This window comes from Acidovorax sp. LjRoot66 (assembly GCF_964253305.1).
Lineage (GTDB): Bacteria > Pseudomonadota > Gammaproteobacteria > Burkholderiales > Burkholderiaceae_C > Acidovorax.
The window spans coordinates 4,411,655-4,430,408 of the sequence record NZ_CAXUQU020000001.1 but is presented as its reverse complement, the minus strand read 5'-3'; the positions used below and the strand labels follow the sequence as shown (position 1 = coordinate 4,430,408).

Sequence of the window (18,754 nt, the reverse complement as noted above, 5' to 3'; positions counted from 1 at the left end):
CAAGCGAGCCCAGACTGTGCCACGGCCGCGCAGCCTCCGAGCATGACCCACCAGTTGGCCGGCAGATCGGTGGCTCTTCAGGGCTTGGCCGCCGTGGCCGCCTTGCCCGCCTGCGCCTTCTGGGTCTTGTTGTAGACCTCCATCACCGTCGCAAAATCGCGCTCGAAGTTGATGGCCAGGAAGGTGTCGTTGCCGGGCAGCAGCTGGCGCAGCTTGGGCGAGAAGCTGTAGCTGTACGAGCACTTGGTCACGCGCGCCTGCACCTCGGGCGAGACATCCTTGCCCAGGGTCCAGGTCTCGGTCATGAAGGGCGGGCTTTCCCACAGGGTGCGAATGCTCGACCCCTTCACGTCGCCCTTGACCACCATGCGCTGGTACAGGTCGCTGGCCACGGCGGCGGCTGGGTAGAAGCCGTGCATCACGCCGGTCACCGAGCGCTCGTGGCCGTTGGAGAAGACCACCTCATAGTTCTGGTCAGGCACCAGGCCCAGCGCGGGGAACAGGGCGCGTGGCGCCAGGTTGCCCGAGTTGGAGGTGGGCGTGGTGTGCGCAATCTTCTTGCCCACCAGGTCCTGCGGCTTGGTGAAGGGGCTGTCCACCCGCGAGATCAGGATCAGCTTGTACGAATTGCGCTGCCCGCTGGCCTTGTTGCCCGGCACGCCAAAGGGGGCGGGCTGGCCCGCCGCCACCAGCTGCGGCACCAGGCCGGGGTTGACCTGGGCGAGCTGCACCTTGCCGGCGATGATGCCGTCGATCAGCTCCTTCTCGCCCAACGTGTCGATGTTCACGCTGCGCTCCAGCGACTCGCCCTGCAGATTCTGCAGGTCCAGGTTGCCGCAGCGTGCCAGGTGATTGAAGTAGTCACCCCAGATGAGCATGGTCTCGCTCTTGGCGTAGGTCTTGGGCATGGCCACGACCAGCTTTTCGCGCGTGCCGCCAAACAGCGGGGCGGCGGGTCCGGCGGCCTGCCGCGCAGCGCTGGCCTTGGCCGGTGGGGTGGCCGTGGTCTGCGCGGCCACGGGGCCCAGCAGCAAGGTGGCGCCTGACAGCAGCGTCGCGCACAGGCGCGCATCCAGGGGTTTGGCAAGCATGGTGTTTTCTCTTCCTCGGTTCATTCTTGTGTCGGCCAACGCGGCGCCAGCCCCGCGCCCGGCGGGCGCTGGATGGCTGGTGGCAATGCGTTGGGAATGGCTGCCTTGCGGGGCAGGCCGTGGCGGCACAGGCGTGCTGCGAGGGGCCCGGTAGGCCGGGCCAGTATGCACGACGCGACCCACCTGTTTGTAACCTTGGCGACTTGCGGGGCCCCGGTGTGGTGCGCGTGCCAAAACACCCATCCGCCATGGTTCGGTTGACACCCTGTCAAGCGCTGCGGGTGTGCAAATGGACAAGGTGGAGAGGGTGCAGCACACGCGCCACGGCAACAATCCAACCACTTCGCAGCCAATCCCGGTCGCCACACCGACTCCACCATGTCCCAAAACGCCCATACCCTGCACCTGTTCTTCGAAGATTCGATACGGCTCAAGTACGCCCAGCTGGTGTACCAGTACATCGCCGAGGGCAACACCGCAGAGGCCACGCGCTGGGCCGCAAAGCTGGGCGTGGCGCTGGCGGACCTGTGGGATGCCGAGTGGTTCAACCAGCAGGTGACGGCCGCGCCCGGTTACCTGCAGCTGAACTTCGACACCGGCACCAGCGACCCGCTGCCCCTGTCACCCCTGGTCGCACTGTTCGGCCACGGCCTGCAGGCTGCCGTGCTCGACGTGTTCTACGACCAGGTGGGTGAAACCCAGCGCATGTACTTCGACAAGGGCCAGTGGGTGCCGCGCTCGTATTTTCTGGCGCTGTACCCGCACCTGCAGACCATCGTCGAGCCCGCACACGACCCGGACGATGGCGACGAGCCCGGCGAACGCGCTGCAGCCGACGCGCACGACCCGGCCAAGCCCCTCTCCGTCGCCCGCCTGCTCAAGGACGAGGCCAAGAAGCGCAAGGAGGCGCAGGAGGCCGCCGAGGCCTTTGTCGAGATCGCCAAGGCCATGGGCAAGAACGGCGTCAAGAACACCATGGACGGCGTGATCGGCGTGGTGGTGCTGGGCTCGGCCCTCAAGGGCTTGCTGCACGCAGCGGTGTTCACCGTGGTCGCCGTGCTGCTGTTCAAGGGCCTGTGGCTGTGGCTCGGGCTGGGCCTGGTGCTGGCCATTGCGCTGCCGCTGTACTACGCGACGCGCACGCACAGCGAGCTGAAAGGCGATGGCGGCGATGGTGATGGCGATACCGATGGTGAAGCCGCCGCCGTTGGCTCTTGACCAGGGAGAACACACATGCTGACGCAGATCGAATGGTGGGGTGGGGTGATCTTTGTGCTGGGGGCCTTGGCCTACCGGCTGGTGCTGGGCGCGCTGGAGAAAGGCGAGGGCTACGACTGGTACCGGTGGCTGATGCGCCTGTTCTTTGTGCTGCCGGGCGTGCTGCTGGCCGGCTATTTCTATCCGCTGGAACGCCTGGCGCTGCAGTACGCCTACCTGGGAGTGCTGGGCGTTGCGCTGCTGGCGGTGGCCGTGGTGATGGTGCAGGAGGTCACGGGCGACGCCGATTCGGACAAGGACAAGGCCGCAAAGGCCGGGAGGGAGGGAGAAAAAAGCCAGGCCGGGGAGGACAGCGAAGACGAGGAGCCTGGCTGGCTGATGACCATCGTGGGCGTTGCCGTGCTGTACAGCCCGGTGCTGGCTGCATGCGGGCTGGCGTGCCACAAGGCCTGGCCCATGGTGCAAAGGCTGGTGTGAGGGGGCATCGGATGGTCGCCTGTGCCCACCAGGCCGCTGTGGGGCGCGGTGTGCGTCCGATGCCATCGTTTTTTGGCCGCCAGCACCCCTGGCGCAGGAGACAATGCCTGCTGGAGGCCTCGGCCTCTTTTTGTTGCCCTGCTCAAACCCCCTTGCCGGCTTGCCGCCCACCATCCATGGCCCACGATTCGTTCCCGGAGCTTTTGTCCCTCTACATGCGCCGCATCCGTGCGAGTGCCTCGGGGGTGGCCACCGAGATCGGCCTGAGCCGCGAGGCGGTGAACAACTGGCGCAACGGCATGTCGGCGCCCAACGCCCGTTCGCGCGAAAAGGTGGTGGCGTGCACCCGCTACCTGCGCCTGACCGAGGCCGAGGCCAACCGCCTGCTGAGTGCCGCCGGCTTCGCGCCCGAGTTCCCGCTGCAGGCCGAGGTGGAGGCACCTGCCGCGGCCGTGGGCGCCGCCACGGGTGCGGAGAGCGAACAGCCCTTTGGCGCCTTCCAGGCCCGGTTGTTCGGCCAGCTCGCCCAGGCCATGCCTTACCCCATCTCCATGCTGCTGTCGCCCGCGCACTGGGGGCAGCCGCCGTTTCGGCCCGAGCTGCTGCAGCGCGCGCGCCATCAGTATGGTGCCACTTCGGTGCTGCACATCCAGCCGCCCTACAGCGTGAGCACCGCGCCCACCGAGTACTTTGCCGCCATCGGCCGCCAGTGCGGGCTGGGCGAGGTGCAGTCGGACTACGAATTCGAATCTGCGCTGGAGCGGCGCCTTGTGGCCGGTGAGCGCCTGTTCTGTCTGGTCAGCCGCTTCGAGCAGGGCACGCCCGCGCTGCGCGAAACGCTGGCCGGCATCCTGCGCAGCCTGAGCGAAATGCACAGCGGCCGCCTGCACCTGCTGCTGTGCGGCGGCGAGGCGCTGGCCGACCTCAAGTACCGCAGCGGCGACATGTCGCTGCTCAACATCGCCCAGGTCAACCACTGGCCCGAGCCCACGCTGGCCGACCTGGCCCTGCTGGCGCGCCAGCGCTGGCCCGGCCACGACTGGCCGACGCCCGTGCTGGCCCACCTGCTGGACGCCAGCGGCGGCCATCCCGCGCTGTTCGAAGAGGGGCTGCAGTGGCTGGTGGAGCAGGGTATCAACGAGACCCAGGCTTCATCTGCCGCACTGCGCACGCAGCTGGCCGGCAGCCCGCGCCTGTGGCAGACCTTTCTGCCGCTGGCGCAGGAGGGCGCCCCGCGCGAGCGCCTGCGCAGCCTGCTGCAGGCCGACGACCTGGGCCGTGCCCGCCCCTACCTGCAGGACGACGACCTGCGCCGCCTGTTCTGGGGCAACCTCATCCACGTGCGCGGCACCGGCGATGCGGCGCGCCTGCACTGGCGCTGCGACACGGTGCGCCATGCGGGCCTGATGGTGCTGGAGGCCGCATGCTCGAGCAGTTGAGGTCCTGGATGACGTGGCCCGTGATCAGGGCCTTGATGGTCGCAGGCGCAACGCTGTTCATCGGTAGCGCGCTGCTCACGCCGCACCTGAACCCGGCCACCCGCGGATCGGTGCGCACGGCCGAGAGCATTGGCCCCGTGTGGGGCGAGCTGGTGCAGTGGCGCGTGGCCCTGGTGCAGGCCAGCCAGGAGCTGGGCCATTGGCCCGAGGACATCCAGAAGTACGCGCCGCAGATACCCTTTCCCAAGCTGCGCGTCACCTCGCCCGGGCCGCTGCGCCTGCAGGCCGACGTGATCAGCGACCCCGCGCTCGGCAATCTGTCCGGCACGCAGGTGCTGTTGCACATGACGCCCGACATGTACCACTGGACCTGCCGGCCCGGCAAGCCGCCCATGCCCCCGGGCATGCTGCCCATCAGCTGCGCAGCCGGCCCCGAAAGCCAGGACAACCAGGACGGCAAGGGCGACGACATGGACCCCGATGCCATCCGCCAGGCCCGCATCGCCGCGGTGGAAGCGGCCGAGCCTTTTGGCTGGCTGCGCAGCCTGATCAAGTGGTGTGCGCTGATCTTCGTGGTCGGCGCGGTGGTGTGGGTGCTGCGCCACCCGCTGATCGGCCCCGCGCAACTGCGCCCCGAGAGCTGCTGCGCACCCCTGTCTCGCGCCTGCCGCGCATCGACCAGTTGCTGCGCACCGTGGGCCGGCTGCGCGCCACGCTCGAGGCCGCCGAGGTCCGCACCCGGGACTGGCAGAGCGCCGTGCAGTTCGCACACGACGACCCGGCCGACCAGTCCACGGTGCTGGCCGAGCGCGTGTCCGCCCGCAGCCAGCCGGCCCGAGACTGGGCGCTGCCCGGCGCGGTGTTCGAGTGGCAGTTTCCGCCCGACCTGCCGGTCTCGCTGGACCGTTGCCTGCTCTACGTCCCCACCCCGGGGCTCGACGAAGCCACCGTGCTGCGCCAGCTGCGCGCCGCGCAGACCGGCACCGACGTGCTGCTCATCCTGTGCGAGCACGGCACCGAGACCCCCTGGCCGCTGTTGCGCGCGCACACCGACGACGGCGCCAACCTGCATGTGATGGTGGACAGCGCCAGCCAGACTGAGTGGCTGCTCTCGGCCCAGCCCCTGCAGGTGCTGCTGCGCCTGCTCTCGGCCCAGCTGCGCGTGACGCGCATCTCGCCCTACCAGACGCGCGGCGGCGTCACGCGCGAGGGCTCCTTCTTCGGGCGCGAGCAACTGCTGGCCCGCGTGGTCAACCGCGAGCCGGCCAACTACCTGGTGGTGGGTGGGCGCCAGCTGGGCAAGAGCAGCCTGCTCAAGGCCGTGCAGCGCCGGCTGCAGGGCCACCCGCAGATCGTCTGCCACTACGTCTCGCTGCGCGACCACCGGCTGGCGCCGCGCATGGCGCTGCAATTCGGCCTGCCGGCCGACACGCCGCTCGAAGCCATCGTGGACCACCTGCAGGCCCAGTTCACCGGCAAGCGCCTGTATTTGCTGATCGACGAGGCCGACCTGTTCTTTCGCGACGAGTCGAACAACGGCTACCACCAGCTGTCCACCCTGCGCTCGCTCAGCGAAGAGGGGCGCTGCTGGTTCATGCTGGCCGGCTTTTGGGACCTGTATGCCACGGCCGTGCTCGATTACCAGAGCCCCCTGCGCAATTTTGGCGAGGTGCTGGCCATCGGCGGGCTGGAGCGCCCCGCCTGCAAGGCCCTGGCCACCGAGCCGCTGCGCCGCCTGCGCCTGGGCTTTGGCGGCGATGCGCTGGTGGAGCGCCTGGTGGATGCCAGTGGCCTGCGCGCCAATCTGGTCGCCATCCTGTGCCAGGAATGCCTGGAGGCCCTGCAGCCTGGCGAGCGCGTGATCGAGGCCCGCCACCTGAACCAGGCCCTGGCCTCCCAGCCCGTGCAGGACGCCCTGGCCGGCTGGGGCCGCCTCTCGCCCGACGACGCCGCCTGCCGGCTCGACCGCGTGGTGGTCTACCACGTTGCCCAGCAGGCAGAAACCAGCCTGGTGGCCCTGGCGGGGCTGCTGCAAGGCCACGGCGTGCAGGCCGACGCCCAGGCCCTGCGCCAGTCGCTCGCGCGCCTGCAACTGGCCTGGGTGCTGCGCCGCGAGGGCGCCGCCTACAGCTTTGCCATACCGCTCATGTCCGCGCAGTTCGAGCCCAGCGAGGTGGAGCTGTTGCTGCACCAGGAGCTGGCGGTGATGGCCAAGGCCTGACGAGCGAGTTGCATCTTTTCTTCTGAGGTTCCTTTTTCCATGGCCACATCTTCTTCCGTTACCCTCGAACACGACATCGGGTTCGAAACCATCGTTGCCGAGATAGAGCGGCTGGTCCGCTCCGGAGTACACCCCGACCGCATCAGCGTGTCCCAGTACCCCGCGTCGCAGTGGGCCTGCAGCCCCCGTTGGGCACGCTACGATGGTCCTGACGAGCCCACAGCCACCCAGCGCGTGGATGCACAAATGGACTTGTTGCGCCTGCTGCTGGAGCACGGTGCGGATCCCAACAAGCGCAAGAACCGCAATTCCACGCCCCTGGCCGTGTGCTGCGAGCAATTGTGGAGCGGTCCCAGCGAGCGCTCTTTGGAGCGGCTGGGCCTGGTGCTGGCGGCAGGAGGTGATCCCCGCAAGACCAAGGATCCCGCGCTGTGCATTGTGCTCGGGTTGGGGGACATGCGCGGCGAGATTTTCAGCATCCCCTTTCGCGAGGATGCCGAGGCTGGGCATGCCGACGCCGTGTACCAGGCCATCGACATGCTGATCGCGGCAGGCGCCGACATCGAGGCCCTGGACCACCGCGAGATGTACAACCCGCTGCTTATGGCTGCCTACATGGGCAGCGTGCCGCTGCTGCAGTTTCTGAAGGGCCGGGGCGCCAACGTGCTGGCCACCAATCCCGCAGGCTCCAACGCATTGATGTACATCGCCGGCGACGTCGACGGCCTGGACCTGAGCCGCGCAGGCATCTCGGTGGCCTGGATGCGCCACGGCGACCCCGTAGCCACCACCCGCCAATTGCTGGTCTGGGGCCTCGACCCTGCGGCCGCCAACGCCCGCGGGCGCACCCCGCTGCGCCTGGCCGTGAGCGGTGGCAACCTGGATGTGGCAGCCGTCCTGGCCGAGGCGCTGGCCGCGCAAGGCAAGTTGTTGGCGGCCGATGCACGCCTGTTTAAGGGCACCGAATACGAAGCCCGCGTGGCCGCTTTGAGTACCGCAGTGCCCGCGAAGAAGCCTCCCAAGGTGAACACCAACCCCGATGGTGCAGCCCAACGCGCATCGTGGGATCGCGCGCGTGCAGTATTCAACGGCCCTGCGTTCGCACCGCCCAACCCGGATTCCCAATGGTTCCTGCCTTTCATGCACGGCATCTTCGAGCATTTGGCCACCGTTGCCGACCCCCGCATACCGATGCAGGCCCTGTACGCCGAGTACGACAACCAGTTCACCGCCATCCGGCTGTCAAAGACGAAATCTTGGCTCAGCCGCAGCGGCGTGGTGGAGGTGGAGCCGGACGTGTTCTGGACCAACCTGCTCGTCAAGTATCGGCAACAGGAGGGCAATAATTTTCTCAGCAGGGAGGAGGTGGTGCTGCCCATCTCAGCCAACGCGCTGCCCCCATTCGAGGCGGTTGCCGATGTGGTGGGCCGTATGTGCGCGCAGTACCTCAAGACGCAGGGATAGGGCAGGGCGCAGCTTTGGTTGGCCGTATCGCTGCGAAAAGAGTAGGACGCCTGCGGGATACTGCGCATGCCATGTCCCTCCTGACCACCGCCAAAGACTGGGCACGCCGCATCAAGCGTGACGTCGTCGCCGTCTACTTCGCTGCCCGCGATGCGCGCACGCCATGGCCCGCGCGCTGCCTGGCCGTTGCAGTGGCCGCGTACGCGCTCAGTCCCATCGACCTGATCCCCGATTTCATCCCCGTGCTCGGCTACCTGGACGACCTGCTCATCGTCCCTCTGGGACTGCTGCTCGTCATCCGCATGCTGCCGCCTGCGGTGCTGCAGGACGCCCGTGACAAGGCAGCCAGCGTGCTGGAGCGGCCCCGGAGCCGGGCTGCGGCGGTGGTCATCGTACTGGTCTGGTTGGCGTTTGCGTCGGGGCTCGTCTACTGGTGGGTGCATCGGCCGAACTGAAGGCAGCGGTGGGGTGCGATCCCTTACGATGGCGGGCATGCAAATCCGATTGGAATCCCCCCGCCAGCCCGACGTGGTGCAGCTCATCGACGACCTCGACGCCTTCCAGAAGCCCTTGTACCCACCCGAGAGCCACCACGGCATCGACCTGAACGCGCTCGACCAGCCCCACGTGCTGTTCGCCGTGGCGCGCTCGGAGCAGGGCGTGGCCCTGGGCTGCGGCGCCATGGTGCTGGGCGCCGATTTCGGAGAGGTCAAGCGCATGTACGTCCGCCCCGAAGCGCGCGGCCAGGGCCTGGCCCGGGCACTGCTGGCCTTGGTCGAAACTGCAGCCATCGCACGCGGCTGCACGCGTTTTGCGTTGGAGACGGGACCCCTGCAGCCCGAGGCGCTGGGTTTGTATGCCCGCATGAGCTATGAGGAGAGCGGGCCGTTTGGCGACTATGCGCCGGACGTGCACAGCGTGTTCATGCGCAAAGAGGTGCAGGTGGCTGCGTGATGGCTTCGGGCGATGGATTCATCCTGCGCCGGCTCACTGCCGAGGATGCCGAGGCCTTCAGCGCGCTGCGCCGCCTGGTCGCCGCAGACAATCCCGTGCCCTTGGGCCTGGGCATGCAGGAGGAACTGGCTCGGCCCCTTCAGGGTTTTCGCGACCAACTGGGTGCCCCGACGAACGTGGTTTTTGGCGCCTTCGTCGGCGCAACCCTCGCCGCCACCGCTGCGCTAGCCCCGTCAGGACCCTTCGCATCGTCGCGCCACAAGCTTGTGTTGTGGGGCACCTTCGTGGCACCCGACCATCGCCGCCAGGGCCTGGGGCGCCTGGTGGTGGCGCAGGCCGTCGATCATGCTCGCCAGGCCGGTGTGCGCCGCATCCACCTCACCATGTACCTGCCCAATCTGGCTGCTGGTGCGTTGTACGAATCCCTGGGCTTCACCGTCTGGGGCACCGAGCCCGAGGCCGTGTGCGTCGATGGCATCTACCATGATGCCATGCAGATGGGTTTGCTGCTGCAGTAGGCAGTAACGTGGCGGCGCCCGGCATTCAATAGCAGGAGGAATCCCTATGCCGCAGACCGTTGCCATGACCGCCGCACCGCAACACACCTTCTTCTGGCGCCGCATTGGCGGCGGGACTGGCAGCGATGTCTGCCGCGTCTACCCGCGGGCCGATGGCGGCTGGGACCTGCACGGCATGGCGGTGTTCCATGAAGAAGGGCTGGCGTGCGACCTGGGCTATGCGGTCAGCGTCGATACAGGCTGGGTGACGCAGGCCGCCCATGTGTCCGGCCATTGCGGTGGGCGCGTAGTGGACTTGCGCTTTCACCCCGGCGCCGATGGCCGTTGGCGGGTGGGGCAGGGCGCTGGGCCCGATGCGGATACCGGCGTCAGCGTCAGCGCATGCCCGGACATGGACCTCAATTTCAGCCCTGCCACCAACATGATCGCGATCCGCCGCATGGCCTTGCAGGTGGGGCAGGAGGCGAAGGCGCCTGCGGCCTGGCTGTCGTTTCCGGAGTTGCGTCTTCAGGAATTGCCCCAGGTCTACCGGCGGCTGGATGCCCTGCGCTACCAGTACGACGCGCCTACGGTGGGGTACAGCGGAGTGCTGGAGGTGTGCGAGAGCGGCGCGGTGGTGGAGTACCCGGAACTGTTCTCAAGGCTGGGCACTGGGACCCCCTCGCTCTCGACGCCCGATTGAAAACAGCGCCGTCCTGCACTCAAGTACCAGTTTGTCCGCATCGGCCCGAAAACTTGGCCAGTCGATCACCGCGAGCGCCGCACGGGCGTCGTTCCTGACCGGCTCCCAATCGGAGTGGTTGAAAATTTCCGGATCACCACATTCCAAGGCGCCTGCATCCATGGCATTGCAGCTTTCCCACGTGCGCGCCAAAGCATGCCTGAAGTCCGGACCAACGGCCTGGGGGCAACTTTCAAGGTAGTCTTTGACCGGCAAGACCATCGAATACCAAGTCTCGCATGCCTGGCAATTGGGGATGCTGTTCGCCTGTTCTGCTGCACTGGAAGCCAGGAATTCGAGTGCTTGGCACAGCTCGCAAAGTGCGAGGATGTTCTTGTACTCGTCTTCTGCGTACCAGCTCCAGAGCACCAGGGATAGCCGTTCAGTCATGCAAACTACCTGTTCTTTAGCCGAGATGTCGAAAGGGCTCAATCCAGCGCCAGCTTGCACTGATCTTCATCCGCATGGCGGTGTTGGTGCAACAGCGATTGAAACATGGCGGCGGTCGATATCCAAGGTTGACTGCGGGAACCACCTGATTTTGATGCAACGCGCTGCTCCTGTACTGGATGTGCTGTGTTTCCCCGCAGCAACATGTGTCTCCAATGACTTGGAGTGTCACGCACCTGACGCATTCGCCCCCCAACCTCCCGTGCTGCTTTCCTCAATCCCCCAGAAAGACGCACAACATGAGTTTCGCTCACACCACCACCTCCGCCTGGCGCCGCACGGCTGCCGCGTTCGCGTTGGCCGCGCTGACGGCAGCCACCCTGGCCGCCTGCGGCGGCAGCGACGACGACAACGGCGAATCCCGCGTTGCATCCCTCAGGCTGATCGGCACCGCGTCCCTGCCCACCGGCACGCTGTTCGAGGGCGTCGAGTTCGGCGGCATCTCGGGGCTGGACCAGGCCACCGATGGCAGCTACTGGGCCATCTCCGATGACCGCGGTGGCGAGCGCGGCACGCCGCGCTTTTACAACCTCAGCATCGACTACGCCGCCACCGGCCCGGTGACGGTCAAGGTCAACCGCCAGACGTATATGCAGCGCGAGGATGGCTCCTCGTTTCCCGCATCGGCCCGCACGGTGGACCCCGAGGCGATCCGCCTGGCGCCCAATGGCAACCTGTACTGGTCGTCCGAGGGCAACTGGGGTACCACGGCGGCAACCCTGTTCCAGCCCTTCGTGCGCGAGATGACGACGGCCGGCAAGTTCGTGCGCGAGTTCAAGATGCCGGCGATCTACAACTATGTGGACAACACCACCACGGGCGCGCGCAGCAACAAGCTCTTCGAGGCGCTGACGGTGGCGCCTGATGGAACGGTGTTCGTGGCCAATGAGGATGCGCTGATCCAGGACGGCCCGCTCACCACCGTGCAGGCCGGCAGCGTGGTGCGCGTGACGGCCCTGGACCCGACCACCGGCGCGGCCAAGGCACAGTATGCGTACCAGTTGCCGAAGATCCCGGTGGATGCGCCGGCCGGAGCGCCGTTCGGACCGGACAACGGCTTGTCGGACTTTCTGGCCATCGGCAACAAGAAGTTCATCGCCATCGAGCGCGCCTTTGCATCGGGCATCGGCAACACCATCCGCCTGGTGCTGACCGAGATCACCGATGCCACGACCAACGTGACCAGCATGGCCAGCCTTGCAGGCACAGCGGCCTACACCCCCATGACACGCAAGCTGCTGCTCGAGATGCCCATCAACTACCAGGGCGTCAAGCTCGACAACATCGAAGCCATCACCTGGCGCAAGACCCTGCCCAATGGCCACCGCACCCTCGTGCTTGCGGCGGACAACAATTTCACCGCCGACACGCAGGCCAATCAGTTCATCGTCTTCGAAGTGCTGCCAGATTGATTCTGTAAGGGGGCATGGTAGCCGCGCCAACGGCCCCTACCGCTCAATCATCTCCTGTACCTTGGCGGCCAGCGCCGCCACGTCAAACGGCTTGGTGATCACCTCCATGCCAAACGCCAGCAGGCCGTTGCCCACGGCCGCGTTCTCGGCGTAGCCGGTGATGAACAGCACCTTGAGGTCGGGGCGCGATACGCGGCCGGCGTCGGCCACCTGGCGGCCGTTGAGGCCGCCGGGCAGGCCCACGTCGGTCAGCAGCAGGTCGATGCGGCGCTCGGACTGCAGCACGTGCAGGCCGGCAGGGCCGTCGCCCACCGAGATCACGTTGTAGCCCAGGTCCTCGAGCTCTTCTGCGATCAGGCCGCGGATGGTGGCCTCGTCCTCGATCACCAGCACCACCTCGCCATCGGCCCGGTGGTCGAAGGTGGGCTGGATGTGCGGATTCTCCTGGTCGGCATCGCCCATGTAGCGCGGCAGGTACAGGCACATGGTAGTGCCTTCGCCGGGCACCGAGTAGATGCGCACCTGGCCGCCCGACTGGCGCACGAAGCCGTACACCATCGACAACCCCAGCCCCGTGCCCTGGCCCATGGGCTTGGTGGTGAAGAAGGGGTCGAAGGCACGTGCGATCACCTCGGGCGCCATGCCCACGCCGGTGTCGGTCACGCACAGCGAGATGTACTGGCCGGGTGGCAGCTCGCGCTCGGCGGCGGCGCGGTCGTCCAGCCATTTGTTGGCCGTTTCGATGGTCAGGCGCCCACCGTTGGGGGCCATGGCATCGCGCGCGTTGATGCACAGGTTGAGCACGGCGTTTTCAAGCTGGGATGGGTCCACCTGCGTGAGCCACAGGCCGCCCGCGCCCACCACCTCCACCTCGACCGAGGGGCCCACCGTGCGGCGCACCATCTCCTCGATGCCCCCCACCAGGCGGTTCACGTCGGTGGGGCGCGGGTCCAGCGTCTGGCGGCGTGAGAAGGCCAGCAGTCGCTGGGTCAGCGATGCCGCCCGGCGCACCGCGCTTTGCGCCATGCCGATGTAGCGCTCGGTGTTGTCGAAGTTCCTGGCGGCGAGGCGCTTTTCCAGCACCTGCAGGCTGGCGCTCATGCCCGCCAGCAGGTTGTTGAAGTCGTGCGCGATGCCGCCGGTGAGCTGGCCGATGGCCTCCATCTTCTGCGACTGGCGGAACTTGGCCTCCACTTCCATCAGTTCGTTGGTGCGCTCGGTCACCTTGCGCTCCAGCGACTCGTTCATCTCGCGCAGTTGGGCTTCGTTGCCGCGCAGCTTGTTTTCGGAGCGCACGCGTTCGGTGGCGGTGCGGGTGCGGCCCGCAATCTCGCGCATGAACTCGCACTCTTCGTGGGTCCACTGGCGCACGTCGTCCTGGTTCACGAAGAGCACGGCCACCAGGCGTTCGTGCTCCACCACGGGGATGTTCATGAAGGCACGGGCGCTGCGCGACTCCAGCGCACCGGCGGCCACCGCAGTGCGGGGGTCGTTGCGCGCATCGGTCACCCTGACGAACTCGTCGTTCTTGAGCGCGTCGATGAACGTGCCGAAGTCCCGCAGGCAGAGCTCTCCCTGCAGGGTCAGCACCCCCGGGGCCGTCCAGTCGCATTGCACCTGCAGGATGTCGGTATCGTGGTCCACGCGGCCATAGCCCGCGCGGCTCACTTTGAGGGTCTGGCCCAGGATGCGGGCTGCGGCCAGGCTGATGTCGTCCACGTTGTCCAGCCCGCGCAACTGGCTGGTGAACTCGATCAAGGCGTCGCGCTTGGCCTCTGCGGCCACGCGCTCGGTCACGTCCAGGCCATCCACGAAGATGCCAGTCACCGCGCCGGAGGTGTCGCGGATCGGCTGGTACACGAAATCCATGTACCGCTCGCTCACCGGCTCACCCGCATGCTGCTGGATGTCGAAACGGGCGCCAAAGGCCGTTGCGGCCTTGCCGCTCGTGTACACGCCATCGAGCATGGCCACATAGCCCTGCTCGGCGGCCTCGGGCAGAGCGTCGGCCACCGTGCGGCCCAGCAGGCTGCGGTCGCCCACCAGCTCCAGGTATTTGGGGTTGGCCAGCTCGATGCGGTGGCTGGGCCCCTGCAGCAGCACCATGAAGCTGGGCGACTGCTCGAACAGGGTGGCAAAGCGCTCGCGCTCCATCAGCAGGCGCCGGTCGGCCAGCACCTTGTCGGTGGTTTCCACCACCAGGGCCATGGCGCCCACCGGGGTGCCTGCGTCGTCTACCAGGGGGGAGTAGTTCAGGTCCACCCACAACGGCTTGTGCACGCCGTCGCGGTTCAGGCTCAGCTCCTGGTCTTCATACGTGAGCGTGCCGCCGGCCAGGCAGACCTTGAGCACCCGGTCGTTGAGGTCGGCCGCCTCGGGCCAGGCCTCGCGGATCTTCATGCCCAGGAGGCCTGGGTGGCGTGCGCCCGAGAACCTGGAGTAGGGGTCGTTGTAGATCAGCACGCCCGATTCGCCCCACAGCGTGGCAATCGGCATGGGGCAGCGCAGCATGTTGGCCAGTGCCAGCGTGAGGTGGGCGGGCCATTGTTCGAGCGGCCCCAGTTCGGTCGCGGCCCAATCGAAGCGCGCAATCAATCCGGCCATTTCGCCGCCGGCGGACAGGAGGGAAGCTTGGGTAGTGGGTATGCCGGAGGACATGGGTGCCTGGTTCTGTGATCGGGCCGTGCCCGGGGAAGGCGGTGCGGCACCGCATTTTTCGCACGATGATAAAGACACCTGTCCAGAGATTTTGTAGGCATTCGCCGATGCCATCACCAAAACGTGCACGACTTGGCAATGACAGGCCGATAGGGCTACCCCTGGCCCGGCCGCTGCGCCATCACCAGTGCATACAGCGCCTGCGCTGCTACCGACAGGCTGCGGTCGCGTCGGCGCACCAGGTAGATTTGGCGCAGCAAGCCGGGCAGGGCCAGCGGCCGGGTGACCAGGCCCGGCTGGTCGAAGTGGAACAGCGTGAGCGCCGGCACCACGCTGATCCCCAGGCCCGCGCGCACCATGCCCATCACGGTGGCCAGTTGCTCCACCTCCATCAGCGTGTGCATGGCCTCGGGGTGGAAGGCGGCCTCCAGGTACTGGCGCACGCTGCTGTTGCGCGCCAGGTGGATGAAGGGCCAGGTGGCCAGGTCGGCAGGGGCAATGGGCTTCTTGCGGTGGGCCAGCGGGTGGTCGGCCTGGCACACCAGATGGAAGTCGTCGCTGCAAAAGGGCTCGGCCTGCAACTCGGGTGTGTCGGCGCGGATCGCGGCCAGCGCAAAGTCGGCCTTGCCGCTGGCCACACGCTCGATGCAGGGCTCCGAGAGCACGTCGGCAATGTCGATCTCGATGCCTGGATAGGCCGCGCGGTAGGCCGCCAGCACGCCCGGCAGCCAGCCCGCAGCCAGCGACGGCAGCAGCGCCACGGCCACGCGCCCGCGCTGCAGGGTGGCCGCGTAGCGCATGGCGGCCAGCGCGGTGGTGATCTCGGCGCGGATGCGCCGGGCCGACTCCAGGAAGTTCTGGCCCTCGCCCGTCAGGTCGACATGCCGCGTGCTGCGGTCGAACAGGCGCAGGCCCAGGTCCTCTTCCAGCGCACGGATGAGGGCGCTGAACGCCGGCTGCGACAGATGGCACTGGGCCGCGGCGCGCGTGAAGTTGCGCTGCTCGGCCAGCGCCAGGAAGGCGTCGAGCTGGCGGGTGGAGAGGTGGTGGCTGCTCATTGCCGATAAATTAATCTGAAAAACGGATGGATTGATACCAACAATCTATTTCACAGAATAACACCCGGTGCCTACAGTGCGGCACAGGAGACAAAGACACCTTATGGCGAACAACGCAACACTGCTGGTCGGCTGCGCCGCCGGCTTCTCGGGCGACCGCACGGACGCCGCCGCGCCCGTGGTGCAGGCCCTGATCGCCAGCGGCAAGCCGGCTGTGCTGATCTTCGAGACCCTGGCCGAGCGCACCCTGGCCCTGGCCCAACTGGCCCGCCGCAGCGACCCCGACGCGGGCTACGAACCCCTGCTGGTGGACATGCTGCGCCCCGTGCTGGGCGACTGCCTGGCGCATGGCGTGCGCATCGTGAGCAACTTTGGCGCTGCCAACCCCGAGGGCGCGGCCCGGCGCATCGTGCAACTGGCGGCCGAGCTGGGCCTGCGCCGCCCGCGCGTGGCGGTGGTGCAGGGCGACGACCTGAGCGGCCCCGCGCACCGCGCCCTGCTGCAGGGTGCCCTGGGCAATGCGATGCCCACCGAAACCATCGCCAGCGCCAACGCCTACATCGGCGCGCAGGCCATTGCCGGCGCGCTGCGCGAGGGCGCTGATGTAGTGGTCTGCGGCCGCGTGGCCGACCCCTCCCTGGTGCTGGGCCCGGCCCTGGCGCACTACGGCTGGGCACCCGACGACTGGGATCGCATGGCCCGCGCCACCATGGCCGGCCACCTGCTCGAATGCGGCGCCCAGGTCACCGGCGGCTATTTCGCCGACCCCGGCTACAAGGACGTGCCCGGCATGGCCCGCCTGGGCTACCCGATTGCCGAGATCGATGCCGACGGGCATTGCACCATCACCAAGCCCCCGGGTACCGGCGGGCGCATCGACGAGCGCACGGTCAAGGAGCAACTGCTGTACGAGCTGCACGACCCCGCCGCCTACCTGACCCCCGACGTGGTGGCCGACATCACCGAGGCCACCGTCACCGCCGTGGGGCCCGATGCCGTGCGGCTCGAAGGGGTGCGCGGCCATGCCCGGCCGGCCACGCTCAAGGTCAACGTGTGCTTCGAATCGGGCTGGTTCGCCGAGGGCGAGATCTCCTACGCCGGCGCCCGGGCCGAGGCCCGTGCCCGCCTGGCGGGCGAGGTGCTGCGCGAGCGGCTGGCCGGCCTGGGCCCGCTGCGCATCGACCTGATCGGCGTGACCAGCGTGCTGGGGGACGATGCCGGCCGCTGGCTGGATGCCACCGGCGACGGCGGTGCCCGCGACGTGCGCCTGCGCGTGGCCCTGCAGCACCGCGACCATGCCAGCGCCCAGCGCCTGCTGCGCGAGGTGACCGCCCTGTACACCTGCGGCCCTGCGGGCGGGGGCGGGGTGCGCACGGCGATGCGGCCACGCCTGGGCACCGTGTCGTGCCTGGTGCCGCGCGAGGCCGTGCCCACGGGCTACCGCATGTTCGATGCCATCGTGCAAGAAGAAAGGGCGGCCGCATGACCGACACCATCACTGTTCCGCTGTACCGCCTGGCGCACAGCCGCACCGGGGACAAGGGCAACCGCTCCAACATCAGCGTCATCGCCTGGCACCCTGCACTGTGGGATGTGCTCATGGCCCAGGTGACCGAGGCCGCCGTGGCGCACCATTTTGCGCACCGCGAGCCGGGCCGCGTGGTGCGCTACGTGCTGCCGCAGCTGCAGGCCATGAACTTCGTGCTCGACGACGTGCTGGACGGTGGCGTCAACGACGCCCTGAACCTCGACAGCCACGGCAAGGCGCTGAGCTACCTGCTGCTCGACCTGCCGGTGCAGGTGCCGCAGGCACTGGCCGGGCATCTTGCGGGCCCGGGCTGACCCCGATTTCGTTCCTTCACCATCACCAACAACACCAGGAGACAACATGAGCGCTTTCAACACCATCCATTCCCCATCCCGCCGACGCACCCTTGCCGCCGCCATGGCCATGGCCGCATCGCTAGGCTTGGCCGGCACGGCCATGGCCCAGGCCTACCCGGCCAAGGCCATCACCTTCGTCGTGCCGTTTGCCGCCGGCAGCGCCACCGACCAGCTGGCGCGCGCCATCGGCCAGTCCATCACCAACGACACCAAGCAGCCCGTGGTCATCGACAACAAGGCCGGCGCCAGCGGCATGATCGCCGCGCAGGCGGTGGCCAAGGCGCCTGCGGACGGCTATACCCTCCTCATCACCACCAACACCACGCACGCGGCCAACGAGCACCTGTACAAGAAGCTCTCGTACGACCCGGTGAAGGACTTCGCGCCCATCAGCGGCCTGGGCAAGGGCGGGCAGGTGATGGTGGTCAATGCCGCATCGCCCTACAAGAACGTGGGCGACGTCGTGGCCGCGGCCAAAAAGGCGCCGGGCAAGCTCAGCTTTGGCAGCGGCAGCTCGTCGAGCCGCATGGCCGGCGAAATGCTCAAGCAGCTGGCGGGTGTGGACATTCTGCATGTGCCCTACAAGAGCAACCCCCTGGCCATCACCGACCTGCTGGGCGGGCAGATCGACCTGATGATCACCGACACCTCCACCGGCGTGCCGCAGGTCAAGGCCGGCAAGCTGCGCGCGCTGGGCTACTCCACGCAAAAGCGCAGCTCGCAGCTGCCCGACGTGCCCACCATCGACGAGGCTGGCGTCAAGGGCTATGACATGGGCTACTGGTTCGCGGCCTATGCCCCTGCCGGCACGCCGCCTGCCGTGGTGACGCGCCTCAATGAACTGATGGGCGCTGCCACGAAGAGCGCGGCCGCCAAGGCCTTCTTCGACATGGCGGGCTCCGAAGCCTGGACGACCACGCCCGACGAGCTGGCCAAGTTTCAGGCCGCCGAAACGGTGAAGTGGGGCAAGGTCATCAAGGCTGCCGGTATCGAAGCCGAGTAAACCGCCCACCTGCGTGCCCAGCCGGCACGCAGCCCTGTGCCGCGTTTTTGAGGACGCGCACAGCTCACCCCTGAAAGAGACGCCAATCGGCCGCGCGCCTGCGCCGCCGGTATGGGCGCAGCCATGCCCGAACACCCGACTCCCCGTGAGCGAGGTGCGAAGCCGCTGCATGTCCGTTTTTCCCGC

17 protein-coding genes are annotated in these 18,754 nt (G+C 67.7%); 13 read left to right on the top strand and 4 right to left on the bottom strand.

Translation table 11 applies throughout. The features are described 5' to 3' along the window. Nucleotides 1–77: 77 nt before the first annotated feature. Entirely contained in the window at nucleotides 78–1,091 is a 1,014-nt protein-coding gene (locus tag ACSQ3Y_RS20790; protein ID WP_436178722.1) for a PhnD/SsuA/transferrin family substrate-binding protein, read from the bottom strand. A gap of 378 nt (nucleotides 1,092–1,469) precedes the next feature. Here ACSQ3Y_RS20790 and ACSQ3Y_RS20785 point away from each other — a divergent pair, with 378 nt between their 5' ends. The 9 genes from ACSQ3Y_RS20785 (at nucleotide 1,470) to ACSQ3Y_RS20745 (ending at nucleotide 10,064) form a co-directional block, all read left to right on the top strand. After that, nucleotides 1,470–2,309: a hypothetical protein gene (locus tag ACSQ3Y_RS20785; RefSeq protein WP_436178721.1), complete on the top strand. Its 840-nt coding sequence runs from the start codon at nucleotides 1,470–1,472 to the stop codon at nucleotides 2,307–2,309. Between the two features lie 15 nt (nucleotides 2,310–2,324). Beyond that, nucleotides 2,325–2,786, top strand: a complete 462-nt coding sequence (locus ACSQ3Y_RS20780; RefSeq protein ID WP_436178720.1) for a hypothetical protein — start codon at nucleotides 2,325–2,327, stop codon at nucleotides 2,784–2,786. Nucleotides 2,787–2,962: 176 nt separating this feature from the next. Continuing rightward, on the top strand, nucleotides 2,963–4,225 hold the full coding sequence (locus ACSQ3Y_RS20775) for a hypothetical protein (protein ID WP_436178719.1): 1,263 nt from the start codon (nucleotides 2,963–2,965) through the stop codon (nucleotides 4,223–4,225). 589 nt (nucleotides 4,226–4,814) lie between these two features. After that, nucleotides 4,815–6,446 carry an ATP-binding protein gene (locus ACSQ3Y_RS20770; protein ID WP_436178718.1) on the top strand — a complete coding sequence of 544 codons (1,632 nt, stop codon included), beginning with the start codon at nucleotides 4,815–4,817 and terminating at the stop codon, nucleotides 6,444–6,446. Nucleotides 6,447–6,485: 39 nt separating this feature from the next. Continuing rightward, the gene (locus ACSQ3Y_RS20765) at nucleotides 6,486–7,910 is read left to right on the top strand and encodes an ankyrin repeat domain-containing protein (protein WP_436178717.1); all 1,425 of its coding nucleotides are present in this window, start codon (nucleotides 6,486–6,488) and stop codon (nucleotides 7,908–7,910) included. A 71-nt stretch (nucleotides 7,911–7,981) separates the two neighbouring features. After that, nucleotides 7,982–8,365, top strand: a complete 384-nt coding sequence (locus ACSQ3Y_RS20760; RefSeq protein WP_436178716.1) for a YkvA family protein — start codon at nucleotides 7,982–7,984, stop codon at nucleotides 8,363–8,365. 37 nt (nucleotides 8,366–8,402) lie between these two features. Continuing rightward, nucleotides 8,403–8,864 (top strand): GNAT family N-acetyltransferase, encoded by a 462-nt coding sequence (locus ACSQ3Y_RS20755; RefSeq protein WP_436178715.1) that lies wholly within the window; start codon nucleotides 8,403–8,405, stop codon nucleotides 8,862–8,864. Then, complete coding sequence (locus ACSQ3Y_RS20750) at nucleotides 8,864–9,382, top strand: N-acetyltransferase family protein (protein WP_436178714.1); 519 nt, start codon at nucleotides 8,864–8,866, stop codon at nucleotides 9,380–9,382. The genes ACSQ3Y_RS20755 and ACSQ3Y_RS20750 overlap by 1 nt, the downstream gene beginning before the upstream one ends. Before the next feature lie 46 nt (nucleotides 9,383–9,428). Further along, nucleotides 9,429–10,064 carry a putative glycolipid-binding domain-containing protein gene (locus ACSQ3Y_RS20745; protein ID WP_436178713.1) on the top strand — a complete coding sequence of 212 codons (636 nt, stop codon included), beginning with the start codon at nucleotides 9,429–9,431 and terminating at the stop codon, nucleotides 10,062–10,064. Here the strand turns inward: ACSQ3Y_RS20745 and ACSQ3Y_RS20740 are convergent. Then, a complete protein-coding gene (locus ACSQ3Y_RS20740) occupies nucleotides 10,020–10,493 on the bottom strand; it encodes a hypothetical protein (protein WP_436178712.1) in 474 nt (157 codons plus the stop codon). The genes ACSQ3Y_RS20745 and ACSQ3Y_RS20740 overlap by 45 nt on opposite strands. 299 nt (nucleotides 10,494–10,792) lie before the next feature. On the opposite strand from ACSQ3Y_RS20740, the gene ACSQ3Y_RS20735 reads away from it, so the two are divergent. Then, nucleotides 10,793–11,965 (top strand): esterase-like activity of phytase family protein, encoded by a 1,173-nt coding sequence (locus tag ACSQ3Y_RS20735; RefSeq protein WP_436178711.1) that lies wholly within the window; start codon nucleotides 10,793–10,795, stop codon nucleotides 11,963–11,965. Between the two features lie 36 nt (nucleotides 11,966–12,001). Here ACSQ3Y_RS20735 and ACSQ3Y_RS20730 read toward each other — a convergent pair whose 3' ends face one another. Together ACSQ3Y_RS20730 and ACSQ3Y_RS20725 are read right to left on the bottom strand one after the other, a co-directional pair. Next, the gene (locus ACSQ3Y_RS20730) at nucleotides 12,002–14,569 is read right to left on the bottom strand and encodes an ATP-binding protein (RefSeq protein WP_436178710.1); all 2,568 of its coding nucleotides are present in this window, start codon (nucleotides 14,567–14,569) and stop codon (nucleotides 12,002–12,004) included. Nucleotides 14,570–14,778: 209 nt separating this feature from the next. Then, complete coding sequence (locus ACSQ3Y_RS20725) at nucleotides 14,779–15,681, bottom strand: LysR family transcriptional regulator (RefSeq protein WP_436178709.1); 903 nt, start codon at nucleotides 15,679–15,681, stop codon at nucleotides 14,779–14,781. Between the two features lie 103 nt (nucleotides 15,682–15,784). On the opposite strand from ACSQ3Y_RS20725, the gene ACSQ3Y_RS20720 reads away from it, so the two are divergent. From ACSQ3Y_RS20720 to ACSQ3Y_RS20710, 3 genes are read left to right on the top strand one after another with little or no spacing between them, the layout of a single operon-like run. Further along, entirely contained in the window at nucleotides 15,785–17,167 is a 1,383-nt protein-coding gene (locus ACSQ3Y_RS20720) for an acyclic terpene utilization AtuA family protein (protein ID WP_057268879.1), read from the top strand. Beyond that, nucleotides 17,164–17,523 (top strand): AtuA-related protein, encoded by a 360-nt coding sequence (locus ACSQ3Y_RS20715; RefSeq protein WP_057206848.1) that lies wholly within the window; start codon nucleotides 17,164–17,166, stop codon nucleotides 17,521–17,523. Before ACSQ3Y_RS20720 ends, ACSQ3Y_RS20715 begins: the two co-directional genes overlap by 4 nt. Nucleotides 17,524–17,569: 46 nt before the next feature. Continuing rightward, a complete protein-coding gene (locus ACSQ3Y_RS20710; protein WP_436178708.1) occupies nucleotides 17,570–18,568 on the top strand; it encodes a Bug family tripartite tricarboxylate transporter substrate binding protein in 999 nt (332 codons plus the stop codon). The last annotated feature ends 186 nt before the right edge of the window (nucleotides 18,569–18,754 follow it).

Excerpts from the sequence above, each read along its gene's own strand:
- ACSQ3Y_RS20790 (WP_436178722.1), bottom strand. The coding sequence starts at position 1,091 with ATGCTTGCCAAACCCCTGGATGCGCGCCTGTGCGCGACGCTGCTGTCA.
- ACSQ3Y_RS20785 (WP_436178721.1), top strand. The coding sequence starts at position 1,470 with ATGTCCCAAAACGCCCATACCCTGCACCTGTTCTTCGAAGATTCGATA.
- ACSQ3Y_RS20780 (WP_436178720.1), top strand. The coding sequence starts at position 2,325 with ATGCTGACGCAGATCGAATGGTGGGGTGGGGTGATCTTTGTGCTGGGG.
- ACSQ3Y_RS20775 (WP_436178719.1), top strand. The coding sequence starts at position 2,963 with ATGGCCCACGATTCGTTCCCGGAGCTTTTGTCCCTCTACATGCGCCGC.
- ACSQ3Y_RS20765 (WP_436178717.1), top strand. The coding sequence starts at position 6,486 with ATGGCCACATCTTCTTCCGTTACCCTCGAACACGACATCGGGTTCGAA.
- ACSQ3Y_RS20760 (WP_436178716.1), top strand. The coding sequence starts at position 7,982 with ATGTCCCTCCTGACCACCGCCAAAGACTGGGCACGCCGCATCAAGCGT.
- ACSQ3Y_RS20755 (WP_436178715.1), top strand. The coding sequence starts at position 8,403 with ATGCAAATCCGATTGGAATCCCCCCGCCAGCCCGACGTGGTGCAGCTC.
- ACSQ3Y_RS20750 (WP_436178714.1), top strand. The coding sequence starts at position 8,864 with ATGGCTTCGGGCGATGGATTCATCCTGCGCCGGCTCACTGCCGAGGAT.
- ACSQ3Y_RS20745 (WP_436178713.1), top strand. The coding sequence starts at position 9,429 with ATGCCGCAGACCGTTGCCATGACCGCCGCACCGCAACACACCTTCTTC.
- ACSQ3Y_RS20740 (WP_436178712.1), bottom strand. The coding sequence starts at position 10,493 with ATGACTGAACGGCTATCCCTGGTGCTCTGGAGCTGGTACGCAGAAGAC.
- ACSQ3Y_RS20735 (WP_436178711.1), top strand. The coding sequence starts at position 10,793 with ATGAGTTTCGCTCACACCACCACCTCCGCCTGGCGCCGCACGGCTGCC.
- ACSQ3Y_RS20730 (WP_436178710.1), bottom strand. The coding sequence starts at position 14,569 with ATGGCCGGATTGATTGCGCGCTTCGATTGGGCCGCGACCGAACTGGGG.
- ACSQ3Y_RS20725 (WP_436178709.1), bottom strand. The coding sequence starts at position 15,681 with ATGAGCAGCCACCACCTCTCCACCCGCCAGCTCGACGCCTTCCTGGCG.
- ACSQ3Y_RS20720 (WP_057268879.1), top strand. The coding sequence starts at position 15,785 with ATGGCGAACAACGCAACACTGCTGGTCGGCTGCGCCGCCGGCTTCTCG.
- ACSQ3Y_RS20715 (WP_057206848.1), top strand. The coding sequence starts at position 17,164 with ATGACCGACACCATCACTGTTCCGCTGTACCGCCTGGCGCACAGCCGC.
- ACSQ3Y_RS20710 (WP_436178708.1), top strand. The coding sequence starts at position 17,570 with ATGAGCGCTTTCAACACCATCCATTCCCCATCCCGCCGACGCACCCTT.